This is a genomic window from Amycolatopsis sp. cmx-4-54, from assembly GCF_046548895.1.
Lineage (GTDB): Bacteria > Actinomycetota > Actinomycetes > Mycobacteriales > Pseudonocardiaceae > Amycolatopsis.
This window is the reverse complement of record NZ_JAEBEJ010000003.1, coordinates 538,842-559,427: the sequence shown is the minus strand read 5'-3', so window position 1 is coordinate 559,427 and position 20,586 is coordinate 538,842. Positions and strand designations below refer to the sequence as shown.

General features: G+C 68.0%; 14 protein-coding genes. 1 reads left to right on the top strand and 13 read right to left on the bottom strand.

Annotation, left to right across the window (positions count from 1 at the left end; all coding sequences use genetic code 11):
* Window positions 1–492: 492 nt before the first annotated feature.
* Complete coding sequence (locus ACLJQ7_RS12940; RefSeq protein ID WP_410648588.1) at window positions 493–1,137, top strand: class I SAM-dependent DNA methyltransferase; 645 nt, start codon at window positions 493–495, stop codon at window positions 1,135–1,137.
* A gap of 655 nt (window positions 1,138–1,792) precedes the next feature.
* On the opposite strand, the gene ACLJQ7_RS12935 is transcribed toward ACLJQ7_RS12940, so the two are convergent.
* The 13 genes from ACLJQ7_RS12935 to ACLJQ7_RS12875 form a co-directional block, all read right to left on the bottom strand.
* A complete protein-coding gene (locus ACLJQ7_RS12935; protein WP_410648423.1) occupies window positions 1,793–2,386 on the bottom strand; it encodes a dihydrofolate reductase family protein in 594 nt (197 codons plus the stop codon).
* 118 nt (window positions 2,387–2,504) lie between these two features.
* Window positions 2,505–3,767 (bottom strand): sigma-70 family RNA polymerase sigma factor, encoded by a 1,263-nt coding sequence (locus tag ACLJQ7_RS12930; protein WP_410648421.1) that lies wholly within the window; start codon window positions 3,765–3,767, stop codon window positions 2,505–2,507.
* Window positions 3,768–4,035: 268 nt separating this feature from the next.
* Window positions 4,036–4,788, bottom strand: coding sequence for a class I SAM-dependent DNA methyltransferase (locus tag ACLJQ7_RS12925; RefSeq protein WP_410648420.1), 753 nt, complete (start codon window positions 4,786–4,788; stop codon window positions 4,036–4,038).
* Entirely contained in the window at window positions 4,785–5,963 is a 1,179-nt protein-coding gene (locus ACLJQ7_RS12920; protein WP_410648419.1) for a DegT/DnrJ/EryC1/StrS family aminotransferase, read from the bottom strand. The genes ACLJQ7_RS12925 and ACLJQ7_RS12920 overlap by 4 nt, the downstream gene beginning before the upstream one ends.
* A gap of 127 nt (window positions 5,964–6,090) precedes the next feature.
* Window positions 6,091–7,602, bottom strand: coding sequence for an MFS transporter (locus tag ACLJQ7_RS12915; RefSeq protein ID WP_410648418.1), 1,512 nt, complete (start codon window positions 7,600–7,602; stop codon window positions 6,091–6,093).
* Window positions 7,603–7,828: 226 nt separating this feature from the next.
* Entirely contained in the window at window positions 7,829–9,277 is a 1,449-nt protein-coding gene (locus ACLJQ7_RS12910; protein WP_410648417.1) for a nucleotide disphospho-sugar-binding domain-containing protein, read from the bottom strand.
* Window positions 9,278–9,292: 15 nt separating this feature from the next.
* Window positions 9,293–10,378 (bottom strand): hypothetical protein, encoded by a 1,086-nt coding sequence (locus ACLJQ7_RS12905; protein WP_410648416.1) that lies wholly within the window; start codon window positions 10,376–10,378, stop codon window positions 9,293–9,295.
* 13 nt (window positions 10,379–10,391) lie between these two features.
* Window positions 10,392–11,615 (bottom strand): cytochrome P450, encoded by a 1,224-nt coding sequence (locus ACLJQ7_RS12900; protein ID WP_410648414.1) that lies wholly within the window; start codon window positions 11,613–11,615, stop codon window positions 10,392–10,394.
* Window positions 11,616–11,720: 105 nt separating this feature from the next.
* A complete protein-coding gene (locus tag ACLJQ7_RS12895) occupies window positions 11,721–12,584 on the bottom strand; it encodes an SAM-dependent methyltransferase (protein ID WP_410648413.1) in 864 nt (287 codons plus the stop codon).
* A 126-nt stretch (window positions 12,585–12,710) separates the two neighbouring features.
* Complete coding sequence (locus ACLJQ7_RS12890; RefSeq protein WP_410648412.1) at window positions 12,711–14,069, bottom strand: condensation domain-containing protein; 1,359 nt, start codon at window positions 14,067–14,069, stop codon at window positions 12,711–12,713.
* A 14-nt stretch (window positions 14,070–14,083) separates the two neighbouring features.
* Entirely contained in the window at window positions 14,084–15,580 is a 1,497-nt protein-coding gene (locus ACLJQ7_RS12885; RefSeq protein WP_410648410.1) for a tryptophan 7-halogenase, read from the bottom strand.
* Between the two features lie 38 nt (window positions 15,581–15,618).
* Entirely contained in the window at window positions 15,619–17,244 is a 1,626-nt protein-coding gene (gene cmdF / locus ACLJQ7_RS12880; protein ID WP_410648409.1) for a tyrosine 2,3-aminomutase, read from the bottom strand.
* 49 nt (window positions 17,245–17,293) lie between these two features.
* Window positions 17,294–20,506 (bottom strand): non-ribosomal peptide synthetase, encoded by a 3,213-nt coding sequence (locus ACLJQ7_RS12875; RefSeq protein WP_410648408.1) that lies wholly within the window; start codon window positions 20,504–20,506, stop codon window positions 17,294–17,296.
* Window positions 20,507–20,586 lie beyond the last annotated feature (80 nt).

Here is a 20,586-nt window from a genome sequence, read left to right as displayed (position 1 = left end):
GCGCGCTCCTTGAACTCGGTGAGTTCGGTGATCCGCGCATCGCGTTCCTGGACGCGTTCACGGAGCTTGGCGTTCTCGTCTTTCAGCCGGGTGATCTGGAGTTCGCGCGGGTCTGAGACGGTGCCCGCCTCGCGGAGATCGGCCAGCCGACGCTGAAACTCCTCGGCCAGGTGCTGATAGGGCCCTGGCCACTGGTGCCCTGTGGGTCGGTGCGTGCGTAGAAGCCCGTTCTGGCGACGCCGGCTTCTCGTGCGAGAGTCTTGAGGTTGCAACCGCCGCGGGCTGGAAGCTGCCCCAGCAGTAGGCGGTCCATCGCAGCACGGATGCTGGCCTCGTTGCGACGGCGCTGTTCGGTGGTCAGCGGCATGATGTGCACTCCTGCATTGCGGTCTGCGGAAACGTGGCGGAGGTCTGGGCCAGTTGGCGGGCCGATGATCGGTCCCTCTGCGTCGGCCGTTCACGAGGTCGTGATCATGGAATATCGTGCCGGTCATGACCACGGATGACTGGTTGGCCGACACCCGCACCTCTTATGACACGGTCGCGGTCAGCTATGCCGACCAAGTGCGAGGTGCCCTCGCCGGACACCAGTACCTTCGCGCGGCGCTGGCGTTGTTCGCCGACAGCGTGCGGGTCGCTGGCGGCGGGCCGGTCGCGGACGTCGGCTGCGGCCCCGGTGAAGTCACCGCCCACCTGCATGAGCTCGGTGTCGACGCCTTCGGTGTCGACCTCTCCCCGGGGATGATCGACGTGGCCCGGCGCGACCACCCCGGCCTGCGGTTCGAGGTGGGCTCGATGACGGAACTGGACCTCCCCGTCGCTTCGGTGGCCGGCCTGCTCGCCTGGCAGTCGTTGATACACATCCCCGACGACGAGGTGCCGACTGTGTTCGGGCACTTCCACCGAGCATTGCGTCCAGGCGGACCGCTGCAGCTCCTGTTTCACGTCGGTGACGAGTCGCAGTTGAAGACGGAGGGCTATGGCGGTCACCCGATGAAGGTCCATGTGTATCGCCGTCAGCCGGACCAGGTGGCATCCTGGCTGCGCGACGCCGGATTCGTGGTCGAGGCCGAGATGCTGCTCGACCCGGATGCGAAAGCTCAGCAAGCGATTCTTTTCGCACGCAGTAAGTCCTAACTTCTGCATCTGTCGGGCTCGCCACTCGGAACCGAAGGACATGCGGGTGTACTCATAGCGGTGCTGGTGGCCTGGTCGATGCTGTCGAGCACTCGTTGGACGCGGTCGTGCTCGCGTCGTAGCCGGGTCTTCTCCCCTGTGGGGACTCTGGGGTCGCCGAGGAACGCTTGAAAGGTGGCCGCCTGCTCGGCCCAGATCGGGCGGTGACCGGCATGATGGGTGGCCTGCGGACAGCGGGCCGAGTCGTAGAGTCCGATCAGCGGCCGAGTCGCCTCGGTGGTCCCGGCCAGCCGCAGGCAGAGCGCTTTCGTTGGGTCGCGGAACCAGCATTAGTTGGCCGGGCCGACATGCAGGGTTCCTGCGTGGGTGCGGAGCAGGTTCTCCACTCGACGGTCGGTGTCCAGCACCGACGGCTCCAACGAGGCGCCCTCCCGGAGCGCTCCGTCGACGTGGGTGAACGTCGCGATGAGATCCCGAGCTCTGGTCCGTCGACCAGGAGCAAAGAGTTCGGGTAGTGCCACGTTAGGCCCACAGCAGGTCAAAGGCCCTTCCCAGGGAATCGGGAAGGGCCTTTTCGCTATCCGTGCGGATGCGAAATACACAAAGGCGATGGCCCTTGCCCGCCGCGGGCAAGGGCCATCGGCTTTGTGGTCACTCAGGCGGATTTCACGCCATAGACGAGGTGCGTCACGCCTTTTCCTTCGATGACCCGGGGACCGGTCAGGTCGACCTCGAGGTCCTTGAACCGCTCGAAGAGGCGGATGCCGTCGCCGAGAAGCACGGGCACCACCGCGACCTGGATCTCGTCGAGGAGGCCGGCCTCCAGGCACTGCTGGGCGATGCTGGGACTCGCGACGCAGACCGACTTGTCGCCCGCGGCGGCCTTCGCCTGCGCGATGGCGCTCTCGATCCCATCCGTTACGAAAGTGAAGGGCACGTCCGCGCGCGGCCAGCCGTCCGGGACGCTGTGGGTGGCGATGAAGACCGGCACGCCCGTCGGGTGCTTGCCGTCCCATCCTTCGGCGAGATCGAAGGTGCGGCGACCCGAGACCAGCGCACCGGTGTCGGCGATGGCCTCACGCAGATACGCGGCGCTGTTCTCGCTCACCTGGAAGGTGATGTCGGGATGAGCGGACTCGACGGCGACATCACCGGTGCCGTACCAACCGAAAACCTTGTCGACCCCATCGGAAGGGTCGGCGACGAACCCGTCAAGCGACATCGACATGTCCGCGACAACCTTGCCCATTGTCTTCTCCGTTCATCGGTTGCGGTCCGTGGTCGTTCAGCCACGAAGTTCGCTTATTGAGACGTACGGAGTCTGGACGACTAATCGGTCCGCGCCGGGATTCACCCGTTAGTGCAGGTCACAAGGTCAGGGGCAGGCCGAACGCCGGAAACAGATGCGGTTCGAACGACATGACCTCCGCGATCTCGCCGTCTTCGATCCGCAGCACGTCGAGAACCTGGGCACGGAACACCTGCGTACCGGGCCGTTGTACGTAACCCGCGGCGGCGGGCTGCCGGTTCGCGACGGTCGGCAGATGCCGCCAGCGTCCGAAATAGCGCGGCGAACCGGGATCGATGACCGGCCCGAGGAATTTCGTGATCGAGTCCCTGCCGGACACCCACAGATCTTCGGGAGGCATCGTCAGCAGGGCGTCCTCACGAAGGAGTTCGGCCATCGCCTCGACGTCGTCCTCCTCGGTGGCGGCGATGTAGCGGCGCAGGACGGCCTGTTCGTCCTCGGTCGGCCCGGCCTGCCGCGGCCATTCGGACCGCCGCTCGGGAAGATGCTTGCGCAGGGTCGAGCGGGCACGCTGCAGCGCGCTGTTGACCGACGCCGTGCTCATCTCCAGGAGCTCCGCGGCCTCCGCGGCGGGCCAGGAGAGCACATCGCGCACGATCATCACCGCCCGCTGCCGTGGCGGCAGGTGCTGGATACCGGCGAGGAACACCAGCTCCACGGTCTCCCTCGACACCACCGCCGCGTCCGGCTCCTGCTCGGTCGAGACGACCTCGTTCAGCAGCTCGTCCGGATAGGGTTGCAGCCAGGTGATACGGGAAGGCGGTTCGGGACTGCCTTGGGTCACCCCCGCCGAGGCCTCGTAGTGCTGAGGCCGGCGCGAGTGCCGCCGAAGGAAGTCGAGGCACGCGTTGGTGGCGATGCGGTACAGCCAGGCGCGAAAACTGGACCGCCCCTCGAAGCCGTCGCGTTTGAGCCACGCTCGCAGGAAGGTCTCCTGCACCAGGTCTTCGGACTCGTCGTAAGAACCGACCATCCGGTAGCAATGCAGTTGCAGTTCCCGCCGATGCCGTTCGACCAGCGCCGCGAACGCGCCCTCGTCGCCGGTCCGCACCGCGTCCAGTGACACCTCGTCGCCGGGCTCGCCCGGGCACTCGGCCGGCGGCGACGTTTCCGTCACGCGGTCCGGTGTTACGTTTTTCGGCGGTTCCGCCTTCTCGGGCGAACCGGTGCCCGCCTCCGCCGCGTCCAGCGCGACACGGGCGACGCGGCGCAGCCTGCTCACCGAGGAAGACAGATCGACGACGTCGGCGTAGAAGGTGTCGGGGCGCTGCGGCGCGAGACTGGTGATCCGCTGCTCGATGTCGGCGATCAAATCGGTCACCCGATCCCGCTCCGCCGAGGTGTGCCGGTTCCGATACGACTTCTGACGGCACGCCGCCGAACAGTAGGCCGATGTCCTGCCCCTTTTGCCCGGCCGCCGCGGCAGCGGCTTGCCGCAGGTTCGGCAACCCTCGTCGGACATGACGCACCACCAATACTAGACCGGCCCTTGACATTACGCATTAAGCCACGTAATGCCAAGGGCCGCCAGCCGATCATCACAAACGTGAATTATTCATGAAACGACCGGTAGGAAATCATGTCCGATACTATCGGCGAACACCGACGAAGGTTCCGGTATCCGGCGAAAGCGCGTCCGCCCCCTCGACCAATTCGGCGGCGCAGCCCGCCTTTTCCAGCGCGGCGGCGTACTCGTCGCGGGTGAACAAGGTCAATCGCTGCACATTGACGAAATGGTTGATACCAGCGGAATCAGCGGTGACGAAGTGCGCCTCCTGCCGAACCCGGCGGCCCTCTCGCGCCGAATGCGAAACCCTGGCGATCGTCCGGCCGTCGTTCCGGGTGACGGAATCGGAGACATAACCCTCGATGTACTGCTCCGGTGAATACCACGGATCGATGACGAGGACACCGCCCGGCGAAAGGTGTCTCGCCATGCTGGCGACGGCACTGTCCAGCTCCTCGGTCGTGGCCATGAAGCTGATCGAATTGAACAGAATGCAGACCGCGTCGTAGGTGCGGCCGAGGTCGAACCGCCGCATGTCGCCTTCGTGGATCTGCACACCGGGGACCTTGGCGCGGGCTCGGTCCCTCATCTGCGCGGAGAGTTCCAGGCCCTCAAGGCGGGTGAAGGTCGACTTCAGCGCCGCGAGGTGCTCGGCCGTCCCGCACGCCACGTCCAGCAAGGAGGCCGCTTCCGGCCGCCGCGCGCGGACGATCGCGGCCAGCAGCGCCGCTTCGGCCTGGTAGTCGCGGGCGCGGTTGGTGTAGATCTGGTCGTAGATCTCGCTCAGGTCGTCGTCGTAGACGTTGTTGTCGGAGGTCTCAGCCTGGAGGGTCATGCCGCTTTCCTTACTGGAGAAGCCGAAAGGCGCCCCTGCTCACGGCGCTCACTGACACTGTCACGAACGGCGCCGACGATGCGCTCCACGTCGGCGTCCGAGAGGCCCTGGTGAATCGGCAGGAGCAGGGTGCTCGCCGACGCGGCATCGGACTGAGGCAGCCGCACGTCCGCACCGTAGGCCTTGACCTTGTGCAGCTGCGCGTAGCGGAAGGTGGTGTAGATACCTCGCGCGTACAGGTCGCGCGCGACGTCGTCCCGGATACCGTCGTCGAGCTGGATCCAGTACATGTAGTGCGAGGTCGTGTGCCCTTCGGGCAGCGGCGGCGGCTGGTGCAGGGCGTCGACGCCGGCGAGTTCCCGATCGTAGTGGGCCGCGATCTCGGCCCGGCGTTCGATGAATCCCGGCAGGCGGTCCAGCTGCACGCTTCCGACCGCGGCGAGCACGTCGTTGCTGATCGACCGCCTCGAAAACGAGGAAACCTGGAACTCCCACCAGCGGGTGCTGGAGCGCAGCGCTTCGTTGTAGCCGCTGGTCTGTTCCAGCCCGAAGTACGCCAGCTTGGGCGCGCGAGCGGCGAGTTCGGGGTCGCGGACGTACAACATCCCGCCGTCCACGGTCACCACGATCTTGCCGTAGTCGAAACTCCACACGCCGAAATCGCCGAACGTGCCACAGGGCTTTCCGTCCACAGTGGACGCGACCGAGACCGCGGCGTCCTCGATCAGCTGAATCCCCCGCTCCTTGCAGAGCGCCGCGATCTGGACGACGTCGCCCGGATACCCGCCGTAATGCAGGATCGCCACCGCCTTGGTCCTCGGCGTCAGGACGGCCTCGATGTCGGCGACGGTCGGATTGAGGGTGCGCCGATCGACGTCGCAGAACACCGGCCGCGCACCGCGCGAGGCGATGGCGTTGGCGACGCCGACGAAACAGATCGTCGGCAGCACGACCTCGTCACCCGGCCCGATATCGGCCAGTTCCATCGCGAGGAAAGTCGCTTCCGTGCACGAGTTCACCGACAGCACGTGGTCCTTGCCGACGCCGATGTGCCGGGCGAAGCCTTCCTGGAACTCCTCCACCTTCGTACCGCGGCCGACCCAGTTGCTCTCGAACACCTCTCGGATGGCCGACAGCTCACGTTCGCCCAACGACGGCTGAACCACATTGATCATCCCGGGCACTATGACTCCTCTCCGCACGGGTTTTCCACTGCTGGTCCGCCCCACCGCCCGACGGCGAGCACCGACCGGTCACGCGAGCCGCCCGGCTGTCTCCAGCCGGGCGGTCTCTTGGTTGCGTCTACGCGCTGGCCAGCGGAGCGCGCTCTTCTTCGGCGACGGCCTCCGGAGCTTCCTCGTCCCCGTGACCGTGGTCGCCGCTCATCGGCGGAACGTGCCGCAGTGTCGCGATCGCGACACCGGCGAGCCCGACGAACGCGACCGTGCACACCACCGCGACGATGTTCAGCCCGGAGGTGAACGCTTCCTTGCCGGAGGTGATGAGCGAATCGGCCACCGACGTGGACAGGTTCTTCGCGACCTCGAGCGCCCCGGCGAGCGATTCGCCGGCGGTCGCGCCGTCCGCCGTCCCCGCGATCTCGGCGGGAACGGTCACCTCACTGCGGTAGACGGCCGTGCCGATGCTGCCGATGGCGGCGACACCGAGCGCGACGCCCAGCTCACCACCGGTCGACGACAGCGACGACGCCGAACCGGCCTTGTCCTCGGGAGCGGCCGGGACGACCATCTGGCTGACCAGCGGGCCGACCGGGCTGACGCCCAGGTACACGATGGTGAAGCCGACGATCAGCAGCGCCACCCCCGTGGTCGCGGTCACCTGCGTCAGGACGAACATGCCGATCGCCGAGATCAGGGTGCCCGCCGCCAGCACGTAGGCCGGCCGGATCTTCTTGGCGACGGCCGAACTGATGAAGATCCCGGCCAGCAGCACCACGGTCGGCACCAGCAGCCACAGCCCGGCGTTCATCGGGCTGAAGCCTTCGACGAGCTGCAGCTGCAGCGCGATGAACAGCCCCGCGCCGCCCTGGACCGCGGCGATCAGGAACGACAGCAGCAGCGCGCCGCTCACCGCCTTGATCGCGAACAGCCGCACGTCCAGCAGAGGGTTCTCCAGCCGCCGCTGACGGAGGACGAACACGATGCCGAACACCACACCGACGATGATCGCCACGAACGAAAGCGTGTCCCAGCCGATCCGCGCCAGCTCCTTGAAGCCGTAGATGAAGGGCAGGATCGCGGCCAGCACGAGGATGACGCTGACCGGGTCGAGGCGTCCCGGGCTCGCTTCCTTCGTGTTCGGCAGCAGGAACGGTCCGGTCACCAGCAGCAGAAGCATCACCGGGACACCGATCAGGAAGACCGATCCCCACCAGAAGCTCTCCAGCAGCACACCACCGACGACCGGGCCCAACGCGACCCCCGCCGTCATCGCCCCGGCCCAGACCGAGAACGCGACACCCATTTGCTTCGGATTCGGGAACATGGTGAAGATCAGCGCCAAGGTCGACGGCATGATCGTCGCACCGGCGATACCGAGCAACGCCCGCGCCGCGATCAGCATCTCCGGCGAGGTCGAATACGCCGCGAGAATCGAGGCAAGTCCGAACGCCGCGGCACCGAAGAGCAGCACCCGGCGCCGGCCGATCCGGTCGCCGAGCGTGCCCATGGTGACCAGGAAACCGGCGATCAGGAATCCGTAGATATCACTGATCCACAATTGCTCCGACGCGGAAGCTCCCAAATCCGCTGACAAGCTCGGCAACGCAAGGAACAACACCGAAATGTCCAGCATCGTCAGCATTGTCGGCAGGGCCAATACCGCCAACCCCAACCATTCACGCCGACCTGCTCGAGGGACCGCCTCGTCAACAGACACAAACCTCACCTCTCTCGGAATGTTTCAAAGGGGCACCATCACGGGTCCCACTATGTGTAAGCGTGTCAAGACTCAGCGTCGGCGGCATCTTTCAAAATGCGACATCGAGGGCAAATGGGAACTTCTGTCGCCGGCAAGGCCTTCAGCGCCTACGATTCGCCTCGGTCAGTTTTTCGAGCATCGGAACGATTTCGTGCGGGCTCGGCCGGGAAAGCCACTCCTGGTACGCGGCCTCCGTACCCTCTCCGAACGCGGGTTCGGTCACCACCTGGAGGATCGACTTGCGAATCTCGTCGACCGACTGGGTCCGGTGATCGAGCCGCACACCGTTGCCGCGGCCGAGCACGTAGTTCGCGGTGGGAGTCGATTCCAGCTTCTTCGCCGGCATTTCCCACTGGGTGACCTTCTCGCGGGCCTCCTCGCGCACCCCGAACTCCCAGCCGACCCGGTACGTGCCCGAGTCCAGCGCACCCGGTTCCCCGGCGCCGGCGCACCGCGGGCACAGCCCGGCCGACGGCTCCTCCTCGACGGCCCGGATCAGCAGCGATTCGTCGGTGTCGCAGACGATCTGCGGCACCTTGAACGCGATCGACGCGGCGAAGGTGCCCATCCCGCCGTGGTGGATGATCGCCGAGCACGTGGGCAGCAGATAGGTCAGCGGGACCCACTCGATCCGCCGCACGTTGGCAGGCAGGGTGCCGACCCCGTACATCTGCAGTTCGTTCAGTGTCGCGATCACGTCGACGTCGAGATCGGCCACCGCCTCGATGATCGCCGGGGTGCGGCCCCAGTCCCCCTTGATGAACCGGCGGGTGGATTCGCCGAGCGTCAGCGCGATCCGCGGCCGCTCCGGCTGCTCGTACAGCCATTCCGGCAGCGTTTCGGTGCCCGAATAGGGCACGTAACGCATCGAAATACGGGTCGAGCTGTTCGGCAGGCCGAGGCCCGGCGGCAGCGGGTCGATGGACCATTGCCCGTACATCAGTTCGTCGTCGACTTCGATCCCGTATTTCTCGGCGAGCGGCCGGAGGAGATCCGCCTGTGGGTTTTCCGACAGACCCGCCGCCTGGAGCTCGGCACGGCGCTCGGCGAGTTTGTCCATGCTCCACGCGAAGCAGTCCGGGCCCATGAGGAAACGGGCGTGCGCGGCACCGCAGGCGCGGGCGGCGACCGGACCGGACGCGAACGTCGGATCCCAGATGACCAGATCCGGCTTCCACACCTTGGCGAAACTCACCAGGTCCGAGGCGTCCGGAAGGTCGGTCCGGACGTAGTCGGACACCGCGTTCAGCAGATACTGGTAGAAGGCGATCCAGTGCTCGCGACCCTCTTCGTCGAGGCCGAGGACCTCGGCGTAGTGCAGGACGTCCTCAGGCCCGGGCGGGGCCTTCGCGTCGGGACGCATCCGCGCCTCGTTGGCGTTCGGGTCGCCCAGCCCCACCGGCGAGAGACCGACGCCGGCGACGGCGTCGGCGAAGCTGGCGTGCGTGGCCACCCGGACCTCGTGCCCGGCGCTCTGCAGCGCCCAGGCACAGGGCACGATCGGCCACAGGTGGGCGAACGACGGATAGACGGTGAACAACACTCGCATCGGGACTCACCCCTCTCAGGCGACTCGCGCGGAACTGGTCCCGTTACCGGAAACGGCTCGCGCGTAGTGGTCGGCGATCGCGTGGAACGATTCCTTCTTCTCCCAGCGATACGTGGAATTCACATCCGAGAAGTCGTCCCTGATGGTCTTCAGGACGGCCATGCTCGCCATGTCCAGGTCGTATCGCGGATCGGGCGAATGCGGATGGGTCGGGTGGATCAGTTCCGAGACCGTGACGCCGTCGACGCCCGCCGTCTCGAACAGCTCCAGCATCTTCCGGTGGTAGCCCGCCTGCGCCGCCTCGTCGCGGACGTAGCCGTCGACGATCGTCGGCACCTCGCCGCTGCGGTCGGCGATGTCCCAGACGAAGAACGCCTTCTGCTCGGCGCCGGTGTAGGTCGCCGTCCCGTATTCGGTGATCCGGATCGGCTTGTTCCACTTGCGGTAGCCGTCGATGAACGCCAGATGCCCCTCGCGCGTCCGGGGTTTCGGCGTCCAGTGGTACTGGATGCCGACGAAGTCGAACGGATCCCAGTCCACGTCCTCGAACGGCGCGGCGGAGTAGCCGACCTCGCCCTCGAAGTTCGCCCTCGCCACCGCCGCGGCCTTGCCGAGGAACTCGTTGAGCAGGGGCGCGGCGGCCGCCGGATCGACCTGCGCGGTCGGGTGGAGCAGGAAGTGGTTCGCGTCGGCGAAGACGTTCGCCATCCGCTCGTGATAGAAGCCGCCCTCGATGAGCCCGGGGGTGAAGATCAGCTGCACGGCGCCCACGCCGAAGCTGATCAGAGCGCCGTCGCCGCGCAGCGACTCGGCGAGCCGGGCGCCCTCGGCGAGATGGTCGAGGATCTCCTGCTGCGTACCTTCCACCAGCCGCGGCTGGAGGTACACGTGCAGGCCGCGGTCCACCGCGGCGGTCGCGGTGGCGGTCAGCCGATCGAGATCCGTGCCGAAGACCGTGACCGAGTTGCAGTTCAGGTCCGAGCTGATGACGTCGATCTCGCTCTGCATCAGCGCGTCGCTCCAGACGTTCCTGGAGAGCTCGCCCTGGCCGGTGGCGAAGTTGGTGCCCGTGTCGTAGGCGACACCACGGTAATTCGTCATCGTGTCCTCCCCCTCACCAGGCGACCGGCAGCTCGAAGAGCCGCTGCAGGGTCCCGTCGTTGTTACCGGGGACCTGGTCGTGCGGAATGGTGATCCGCAGGTTCGGCATGCGCGCGATCATCGCCCGGAAGGTGATCTCGAGTTCGAGCCGCGCCAGCTCGGCACCGGGGCACCGGTGCACGCCGTGGCCGAACGCGATGTTCGCCCCTGGCTCCCTGGTGATGTCGAACCGGAAGGGATCGGGTGTCGTCGCCGGGTCGAACGCGACACCGACCGAGCTGATCAGGATTCCTTCGCCGGCCTTGATCACGTGACCGCCGAGGTCGATGTCCTCGGTCGCGACCCGGCCGTACTGCTCGATCAGGGAGACGTACCGCAGCATCTCGGCGACCGCGTTCGGCACGAGCCCCGGGTCGGCGACCAGCGCGTCCCACTGCTCCCGGTTGTCCAGCAGCGCCAGCGTGCCGAGTGAGATCACGTTCGTCGTGGTGTCCGTGCCGGCGACCAGCATCGCCAGCGCGAGCTGGATGAGGGTGGCCCGATCGACCTTGCCGCCCTTCAGCTGGTTCTCGACGAGGTCGTCGACGAGACCGACCGGACCGGCGCCCGGATTGGCCTCCTTGTGCGAAATCAGCTTCTCCAGGTAGGCGTTCAGGTCGGTCATCGCCTGCTCGGCCTGGCCCGGTTCCGCCGAGAACAGCCTTCTGGCGGGCTCGTCGAACTCTTCGCGTTCCTCTGCGGGGACACCGAGCAGCAGGCTGATCACCAGCGAGGGGACCGGGTGGGCGAACTGGGCGACGATGTCGCCGGTGTTCCCCTTGCTCATCATCTCGTCGAACTTCTCTTCGACGATGCGCTGGATGTCCGAGTGCAGCCGGTCGACGCGCCGCATCGTGAAGCTCGGCATGATCATCTGCCGCTGCTGGGTGTGCACGGGCGGATCCGCGCCGAAGAGCACCTCGGCGAAACCGCTGTCGACGATCGCCTCGAACTCCTCGTTCAGCATCGGGAAGTTCCCGACCTTGGCGCTGATGGACACCTTCCGGTGGTCCGCGAGGACGGTGCGGGCGGCCTCGGTGTCGGTCACCAGCCACGCGGTGCGGCCGTTGTAGAGCCGTACCTTGGTCATCGGGCTGTGCTTCCTGAGGTCGACGAGCTCACTCGCCGGCCGGTACGGGCACTTCCGCGGGATCGGGTACTCCGGCGGGTTTTCGGCGTGCAACGGCGTGGTGGTCATGGCGCCCTTCTCTCGGATATGAGGGACTCTGGTGCCATCTCCCCAGGCCCCGGCGAGCGGAAAGTCTTGCCTGTGAAGGGTTTCCGTCACAGGCGTTCGGCGGGATCAGTAGGTGGTCCCGCATTTGGCGCAGCAGCGCCCTTCGGCGGGTTTGCGGGCCGCGATGATTCCGTAGCCCATGCGTTCCCCGCCTGCCCCGAAATAGTTCCGGTAGCCCTGTTTCAAATTCTCGATGGCTTCTTCACCGAAGTCCGAGACCAGCTCGTCCTGCAGCTCGTTCGCCCGGTCGAGATAGCGCAAACCCATGCCGTAGACCCGAGGACCGCACTGGATGTACTCCTCGACGACGAAACCCGCCCGCTTCAACGTCTCGACCCACTGCGGGATCGTCAGCAGGCAGTGCATCTTGAACGCTTCCGACAGCTGGACGAACTCGTCGTCGCTCATCCCCGGTTCCCGGGTGCAGTCGGAAAGAGCGAGCCGTCCGCCGGGGCGGAGCACGCGATGGAACTCGGCGAGCACGGCGTCGAGATCGGGCGCGTGCATCAGCGACTCGATCGCCATGATCGCGTCGAAACTGCCGTCCGGATACGCGATCGACTGGTAGTCGCCGCGTTCGAACCGCACGCTCCGCGAAAGCCCGCTCTCGAAGGCGCGCCGCTCCCCCTCGGCGACCTGCGCCGCGCTGACGGTGATGCCCGTCACCAGCGCGCCGGTTTCCTTCGCGACGAGGACCGCGGGGGCGCCGACACCACAGCCGGCGTCCAGCAGGCGCTCCCCGGGACGCAGGTACAAGGTGTCCGCCACCTTGCGGGTGATCCGCTGCGCCGCTTCGAAAACCGTTGTGTCGTCTTCCTTTCCGTACCAGTACGCCAGATGCTCCTGCCCGTCGTTCAGCGCGATGGACAGGGGCGTGGTCTGGTCGTACATCTTGCCGAGCTCATCCGAGATCGTCCCCAGTTCGGTCATGGCTTCCCTCACCTCTTGTGCTGATGGAAACGCGCGCTCGACATCGGCGGATTCACTTGTCCATCAAGGTATCCGCGGCGGTTTCCGGTTGTCATCTCGTACGTTGCGCGAGGCGAAGCCACGCGGTCAGGCGGCCCGGCGCCGGATTTCGTAGGGCTCGACGAGGGTTTCGCGCAGGGTTCGCCGCAAGCCGTCCGCCGTTCCGGTGATCGTGGGCTCGTGGAAGAGATTGGTGTTGAACCCGAACTTGCCGAGGATGTCCCCGGCCGGGTCCAGTTCGAGCGACCACAGGGCGCCGTTGGGAATCTGGGTTCCCACGGGCGCGGACCGCAGCCGGCGGCGGATGGCGGTCCAGCGCACGCCGCCGTGTTCCTCGTCGGTCATGGTGAACGGCGACTGGACCGCCTGGAACACACAGGCCGCGCCGTAGGGCTCCATGACGGCGTTCATCAGTTCCGGCGCCTCGGCGATGATCTGGGAGAACGGGATTTCGTGTGTGTACGCCGAAACACAGGCCGCGCGCGTCTTGGCGACGACCTCCCGGAAGTCGGCGCATCCGGTGAGATCGACGCGCAGCGGCAGGAAATTGAAGAAGTACCCGACGCTTTCCTGAGTCCACGTGGGATGCCGCCCCGGCGTGAACGTCGGCACGACCAGATCGGATTCGCCGGTCTCGTCCCGCAGGTAGGTGAGATACGCGGCCAGCAGGACCATGAAGACGGAACTGCGGGTCTCCGCCGCCATCTCCACGGTCGCCGCACTGAACTCCGGCTCGAGGGTGTAGCGGTGCCACGAGGTCAGGAACGTGGCATCGGGCGAACGGGGCAGATCCGTCCGCATCGCCACCACGCGCCCGCCCCGCAGGTTCTCCCGCCAGAACTCACGCGCCCGGCGCACCGCCGGGGAGTCCGCGTTCTCGTGTTGCCACGTCACGTAATCCCGCATCTGCCGCACCGCGGGGAGCCCGTCCGCCGCCCCGTCCCGCCGCGCCGCGTAGCGGGCGACGAGATCGCGGACGAGCACCTGCGCCGACCAGCCGTCGACGGCGGTGTGATGCGCGACGAACGCGAGTACCGCGTCCCGTTCGTCGAACCGGCCGAGCAGGAACCGGACCAGCGGCTGTTCGCCGGCGCCGAACTCGCCCGCCTCGATCTCGTTGAGGAAGAGGTCGGCCACCTCGTCCCGGTCCGCGTCCCCGTCGAGCGCGCATTCACGCAACTCGGGCTCGACAGGCGGCAGGATCACCTGGTGCGGATCGTTCTCGTCGAGGACGACCCGGGTACGGAGTGCCTCGTGCCGCTCGACGACATCGGCCGCGGCGCCGCGCAGCGCGGCCAGGTCGATCTCGCCGTGGACCCGCCAGCCGCCGACGATGACGTACCGGGGCCCGAACGGGCCGGTGCCGTCTCCCCGGTCCATCATCCGCAGGAAATCGTGCTGGAACGAAAGCGGAAACCGCTCCGGCACACCGGACGTCTCGCTCATGAGGAAAGTTCCTTTCAGCTCGCGAGCCGCTGCGCGGGCAACGACCAGTGCAGACCGTCGGGAGAGGGGACGAGCCCCCCGTCCCGCACCGGGACCGTCTCGTCGGCGTTCGCGCCGACGACGGCCTGGACCTGGATCCTGGCCCCTTCCTTCGACACCGCCTTCGCCAGCGAGGTCTGCAGGAGGTCGCGGTCCTCCCCGGCCACCTTGACCGGTTGTTCGACGGCCTCGGTCAGCTCGCGGAACGCGGCCGCCCGGGAGTCCACATAGGACTTGGGATCGACGAGGGCGTGCTCGTGCGAGGCCCCGCCCGCCACCAGTTCGACGAACGCTTCCAGATCCGAGGCGACGTTGTTGGTGACCTTCTTCGCCTTCCAGAAGTACGAGTCCTCGTCCTGGTGCATGTCGTAGAACCCGACGAGGAAGTCGTGGAAGCGCGCGTATTCACCGCGGTACCGCGACTCGAACTCTTCGAAGCAGATCGTCTCGCCGACCTCACCGCGCAGCGCCGTGTTGAGGGAACGGGCCGCCAGCAAGCCGCTGTAGGTCGCCAGGTGCACTCCGGAGGAGAACACCGGGTCGATGAAACAGGCGGCGTCGCCGGCGAGGACCAGACCCGGCCGCCAGAACTTCTCCTGGATGTAGGAGTAGTCCTTGCGGACGCGGATCTCGCCGTACTGGCCCTCGGTGACCCGTTTCGCGTCGGCGAGGAACGACGCGATCAGCGGGCATTCCTCGATCAGGTCGAGCAGCGCCTTCTCGCGGTCCCCCTTCGCCCGTTCGAGCGCCTCCGGCATCAGCACGGCACCGACGCTGGTCAGCTCGTCCGAAAGCGGGATGTACCAGAACCACCCGGATTCGAACGCGGCGGCGAGGATGTTGCCCGCGTTGGGGGCGGGCAGCCGCTTGCCGCCGGTGAAGTAGCCGAACAGCGCGATGTTGCGGAAGAACTCGGAGTAGTGCCGTTTCCCGCCGACCCGGCCGTGGATCCGGCTCTTGTTGCCGGACGCGTCGACGACGTAGCGGGCGCGGATCTCACGCCGGACCCCGTCCTCGTCGGCGTACAGCACCCCGTTCACCCGGTCGCCGTCCTCGAGAACGTCCACCACCGACGCCTGCTCGCGGACGTCGACTCCCTTGCGGCGGGCGTTCTCGAGCAGGATCTGGTCGAATTTCGACCGCTCGACCTGGTACGCGGTCGACCCTTCGGTGGCGAACTTCGAAGAGACCGAGAACGAGAACGTCCACGGCTCCGGGTTGCGTCCCCAGCGGAACGCCCCGCCGCGTTTGACGACGAACCCCGCCTGCTCGAGCTCTTCGGTCACCCCGAGCAGGCTGCAGATCCCGTGCACCGTCGCCGGGAGCAGCGACTCCCCGATCTGATAGCGGGGGAATTGCTCCTTTTCGAGCAGCAGCACCCGATGCCCCTGCATCGCCACCAGGGTCGAGACGGTCGAACCGCAGGGGCCGCCGCCGACCACGACGACGTCGTAATCGTTCTCAGTGCTCACGTGTCAGTCCTCCTGATCCAATGCCGGCGAGCGGGCTTTCACCGAAGTTCGGCGCCGGCCCCCGTGGCGGCCGCGAGGAAGTCACCACGGGAGACCGCCTCGGCGATCGTCTCGATGTCGTCGGACATGTAGCGGTCTTCGTCGAGGGTCGGGACGAGCGCGCGCACCGCGTCGTAGGTGGCCTTCGCGACGGGGCTGAGCCCGGCGACCCGGCCGGAGATGTCGACCGCCTGCGCCGCGGCGAGCAACTCGACCGCGAGGATCTTTTCGTTGTTCTGCAGCACCCGGCGGGCGTTGCGGGCGGCGATCAGGCCCATGCTGACGACGTCCTGGTTGTCGCCGTTGGAGGGGACACTCTGCGTGCTCGCCGGGCCGATGGTCCGGTTCTCCGCGATCAGCGCGGTCGCCGGGTACTGGGCGCCGGCGAAACCGCTGTTGAGGCCGGGGTCGCCCTTGACGAGGAACTCCGGAAGACCGTAGGACAGGTGCCGGTTCAGCACCCGGTTGGTCTGCCGCTCGGAGAGCACGCCGAGCTGGGTCAGCGCGATCGTCACGAAGTCCATCGCGAACGCGATCGGCTGGCCGTGGAAGTTCGCGCCGTGGAAGATCTCCTGGCCCTCGAAGAACAACGGGTTGTCGTTGGACGAGTTGAGCTCGATGTCGAGCTTCGTCGTCGCGTGATAGAGGGTGTCCCGCACCGCGCCGAGCACCTGGGGGATGGCGCGCAGCGAGTACGCCTTCTGCAGGTAGATCTCGGTGCGCTGGACGCCGCCGTCGTGCAGCTTCCCGTCGTCACCGCCGCGCTCGCCCTGATCGGCGACCTGGCGCCGCAGATCGGCGTGGTCGACGGTGAGCTTGCTCCCGCTCATCAGCGCCCGCATGTTCGCCGCGGTGTCGATCTGGCCGGCGTGCGGCCGCGCGATGTCGTGGCCTTCACGGAGGAACGGGCTGTTCGAACCCTGCAGGACCTCGATGAGGAGCGCGGTGACGATCTCGGCCTGCCGCACCTGCTCGAGCGCCTTGTGCACGACGAGCGAGCCGACCCCGGTCATCCCGGAGGTGCCGTTGATCAGCGCGAGGCCTTCCTTGAACCGCAGTTCGAGCGGCTCGATGCCGAACTCGTCGAGGACCTCGCGGGTCGGGACCTTCTCGCCGTCACGGAGGACGTAGCCCTCGCCGATGAGCGTCGAGGCGATATGCGACAGGGTCGCGAGGTCACCGCTCGCGCCGAGGGAACCGATTTCCGGGATCGCGGGCGTGATCCCCAGGTTGAGGTACAACGCGAGACGCTCCAGCACCACGGGCCGCACCGCGGAGTGGCCCTTGGCGAGCGCGTTCAGCCGCGCGGCGACGATGGCCCGCGCCTCGGTCTCGGAGAACAGCGGTCCGACACCGGCGCTGTGGCTGCGGACGAGGTTGGTCTGCAGCGCCACCTCCTCCGAGGTGGCGACCAGCATGTAGATCATTTCGCCGTAGCCGGTGGTGACCCCGTAGATCGGGATCTCCTGGCGGACGATGTCCTCGAACATCGTCCGGCATTTGGCCGCTTTCTCCAGCGCGGACGGCGACACTCGGCACGGCACTCGGTCTTCGGCAACCCGCCGGACATCGGCAATGTCCAGCGTCTCGCCGTTGAAAACAACGGCTTCCTCGACCAGGGTCATCGCTCTCCTCCATCACTTGGACGGCAGCATTCGTCGCTGCCCGAACCGCTCATACCGCCATGTCCCGCACACCGTCCGGGTCTTCCCGCACGCCCGCCGATCCGAGCAACGCGGACAGACCGGAGACCGTGCAGTTTTCGAAGCAATCCCAGCTCGGGATCGCCACGCCGAACCGCTCCCGTAGGCGATCGGCGAGTTCGGGGATCAGCAGGGAATGCCCGCCGGAGGCGAAAAAACCGTCGTCGGCGCCGACTTCGACGAGACCGAGAAGGTCCGACCAGATGGCGGCGACCTCTCGTTCCACCCAGGTCCCCGGTGCCCTCCCGGCACCGGCCCGCAGCGCGCGCGGCGGGGGCAGCCGCCGACGGTCCACCTTTCCCGCCAGGTTGCGCGGCAACGCGCCCGCCACGATCTCGAACGACACCAGCACCATCGACGCGCCGAACCGGCGGCGCAGACGCGTCCGCCACTCCCTGACCGGCGCCGAGTCCCGCGGTACGACGTAGGCGATCAGCTGCGCGACCAGGCCGTCGTGGCCGGTCAGCGGGACCACCACGCATTCCGCGACCGACTCGTGCCCGGCGAGGGCGGCCTCGACCTCGGCGAGTTCGATCCGATTGCCCTGCAGTTTGACCTGGAAGTCCTTGCGGCCCCGGAACTCCAGCTGGCCGTCCCACCGGACCCGGGCGAGATCGCCGGTGCGGTAGCAGCGGATCTCCCGGTCACCGTCCGAGTCCTGGCGCACCGGGCGGAACGCGCCGCCCCGTTCGTCACCACCGAGGTAGCCCCGCGCGACGTGCGGGCCGCGGATCACGATCTCGCCGGTGACCCCGGTGGGGCACGGCCGGTCCGCGCCGTCCAGCACGAGCACCTGCCTGCCGGGGATCGGCCTGCCGATCGGCACGCTCCCGGCGACGGGCGGGTCGAGCACGCACCAGGTGGCCGCGATCGTCTCGGTCGGTCCGTACATGTTCGCGACGCGGGTCTCCGGCAGCGCCGCACGCAGGCCGTCGACCAGGTCGGCGGGCAACGCCTCCCCCATCAGCACCAGGTGCCGCAGCGAAACCGGGCGGGCGGCCCGCCCACCGGTGATCGCGACGAGCAGTTCCCGCGCGAAACTGGGTACGGTCTGCAGGAACGTGATCCGCTCCCCGGCGAGCCAGTCCGCCAGTTTCTCCGGATGCACCCGGACGTTCTCCGGCACCGGGAGCAAAGTCGCGCCACCGGAGAGGGCCGCGAACACTTCGCAGATGCTGGGATCGTGTTCCGGCGCGACCCAGGCCGCGACGCGTGCTCCCGGCCCGAAGCCGAATTCGCCCGCGAACCAGGTGACGAACTGGGCGAACGAACCATGGGACTGGGCGACGCCCTTCGGCTTCCCGGTCGAGCCCGACGTGTAGGCCACGTAGACCGGGTCGTCCGGCGTGACGCGTTCTCCGGCCGCCCCGGCGGCGTCCGCGCGGCCGGGCGCCGTGACGTCCACGATCCGGCCGCCGAGTTCGTCCCGGTAGTAGCGCGCCAGCTCGTCGGCGTCCGCGGCGCCGGCCAGCAGCAGGCAGGCGGGCCGCAGCTCGGCGAGAATCGATTTGGCCCGGTCACCCGCGTCGCCGGTGCCGAACCAGATCAGGTGCGCGCCCGCCCGCAGCGCGCCCAGGGACGCCGCGAGCTGGTGCGGCCCCGGGGTCATCCGGACCGCGGCGGCCCTTCCCGCGACGCCGAGCGCGCGCAGCCGGGTGGCGACCGCCAGCGCCTGGCGGTCGAGTTCCGCGTAGGTCACCCTGCCGCCGCTCCAGACGACCGCGTCGGCCGAGGGGATGCGCTCGGCGTGCCCGCGGACCAGCTCGTGCACGGGGACCGCGGCGGGCGGCTCGTCGCTCCGGTCCGCCGCACGGGCGATCTCGGCGGACCGTTCGGCGTCGTCGAGGGGAAGCTCGTCCACCACCGTGTCCGGCTTCGCCAGGGCGCCGGCCAGCAGCGTGCGGGTCTGCTCGAGCAGGACCGCCGCCTGCTCCGGCCGGAGCAGGTCGCCGTGGAATTCGAGCACCCCGTCGATCGACTCCCCGATCCCGGAGACGATCAAGGTGAGCTCGGCGGGCTGCCACGGGCGAGGGTGCCCGATCCGGCCGAGGTCGTACCGCCGGACCGTCGTTCCGGCGAGCCGCGGCACGGCCTCCGGTTCGTCGTGGACGACGAGCATCGCGTCGCACAGCGGTGCCCGGCGCGGATCGTGGTCGACGTCGAGCTCCCGCAGCAGCCTGCCGAACGGAACGGCCCGGCGCTCGAAGGCCGAACGCACCGTCGCGGTGCTCCTAGCGACGAGCTCGCGGAAGGTCGGTCCGCCGTCGAAATCGCCGCAGAGCACCAGAGTGTTGCCGAACGGGCCGATCGTCTTTTCCCAGCCCTCGGTGCGGGTGCCGACCGGGACACCGACGGGCACCCGGTCGCCACCGCCGTACCGGTACAGCACCGTCTGGAACGCGGCGAGCAGCACCGCGAGCGGCGTGGTGCGCTCCGCCCGGCACAGCCCGGCGAGCGCGGAGCCGAGTGCCTCCCACGAGAACGGGACGGCGCCGTCGGCAGCGGGCGGCCGGGTGAACCGGGGCCGCTCCACCGGCAGGACGGGCGGACCGGGTACCGGCGTCAGTTCCGCCTTCCACCACCGCAGGAGTTCCCGGAACTCGGCGGTCTCCTGCCGGGCGCGCTCCCGGGCCGCGTGAACGGCGTACGGGGCTGCGGCGGGGCCGGGCGAGGCCGGTCCCGGATAGCACGCGGACAGCTCGTCCAGGACGAGTGACAGCGAACGGTCGTCGGCGGCGGCCCGGTGCAGCACGAGGACGACGCGATGCACGTCGGCGCTCAGCCGGAGCACGGTCAGCCTGGTGACCGGTCCAGCCGCGAGGTCCAGCGGCTCGGCGGCCAGCCGCTCGGTGCCCGCGTCGTGGTCCGAAGGGGACAGATCGCTCTGATCGAGGTAGCGGAACGAATCCGTGCCGGCGGAGACGCTCGGCGCCGGACGGCCCGCGACGTCGGCGAGCGTGGTCCTCAGGATTTCGTGCCGTCCGACGACCGAGTACCAGGCCGCGCGCAACGCTTCCACCCGGAGGGGGCCGGAGATTTCGAACGCGCGGCACACCTGATGCGCCGGCCGCCACGACGCGACCCGGTCGAGCAGCCACACCGCGTCCTGCACGGATGACGTCACGACCGGGAAAGCGCGCGGCCCCGGCGCTTCAGAAGCGGTGGTTCCGCGTTCCTCTGGCATATTTGCATCGTCACACGGCGAAACCGGGCGCGGCATCTCACGAATTGCCGTTCCCGCGCGGTGAATTCCCGCCGGAAAGC

What these genes read in the sequence shown, in the direction of transcription:
- ACLJQ7_RS12895 (WP_410648413.1), bottom strand. Translation starts at nt 12,584, where the DNA reads ATGACCGAACTGGGGACGATCTCGGATGAGCTCGGCAAGATGTACGAC.
- ACLJQ7_RS12890 (WP_410648412.1), bottom strand. Translation starts at nt 14,069, where the DNA reads ATGAGCGAGACGTCCGGTGTGCCGGAGCGGTTTCCGCTTTCGTTCCAG.
- ACLJQ7_RS12935 (WP_410648423.1), bottom strand. Translation starts at nt 2,386, where the DNA reads ATGGGCAAGGTTGTCGCGGACATGTCGATGTCGCTTGACGGGTTCGTC.
- ACLJQ7_RS12940 (WP_410648588.1), top strand. Translation starts at nt 493, where the DNA reads ATGACCACGGATGACTGGTTGGCCGACACCCGCACCTCTTATGACACG.
- ACLJQ7_RS12900 (WP_410648414.1), bottom strand. Translation starts at nt 11,615, where the DNA reads ATGACCACCACGCCGTTGCACGCCGAAAACCCGCCGGAGTACCCGATC.
- ACLJQ7_RS12915 (WP_410648418.1), bottom strand. Translation starts at nt 7,602, where the DNA reads ATGCTGGACATTTCGGTGTTGTTCCTTGCGTTGCCGAGCTTGTCAGCG.
- ACLJQ7_RS12905 (WP_410648416.1), bottom strand. Translation starts at nt 10,378, where the DNA reads ATGACGAATTACCGTGGTGTCGCCTACGACACGGGCACCAACTTCGCC.
- ACLJQ7_RS12925 (WP_410648420.1), bottom strand. Translation starts at nt 4,788, where the DNA reads ATGACCCTCCAGGCTGAGACCTCCGACAACAACGTCTACGACGACGAC.
- ACLJQ7_RS12875 (WP_410648408.1), bottom strand. Translation starts at nt 20,506, where the DNA reads ATGCCAGAGGAACGCGGAACCACCGCTTCTGAAGCGCCGGGGCCGCGC.
- cmdF (WP_410648409.1), bottom strand. Translation starts at nt 17,244, where the DNA reads ATGACCCTGGTCGAGGAAGCCGTTGTTTTCAACGGCGAGACGCTGGAC.
- ACLJQ7_RS12910 (WP_410648417.1), bottom strand. Translation starts at nt 9,277, where the DNA reads ATGCGAGTGTTGTTCACCGTCTATCCGTCGTTCGCCCACCTGTGGCCG.
- ACLJQ7_RS12920 (WP_410648419.1), bottom strand. Translation starts at nt 5,963, where the DNA reads ATGATCAATGTGGTTCAGCCGTCGTTGGGCGAACGTGAGCTGTCGGCC.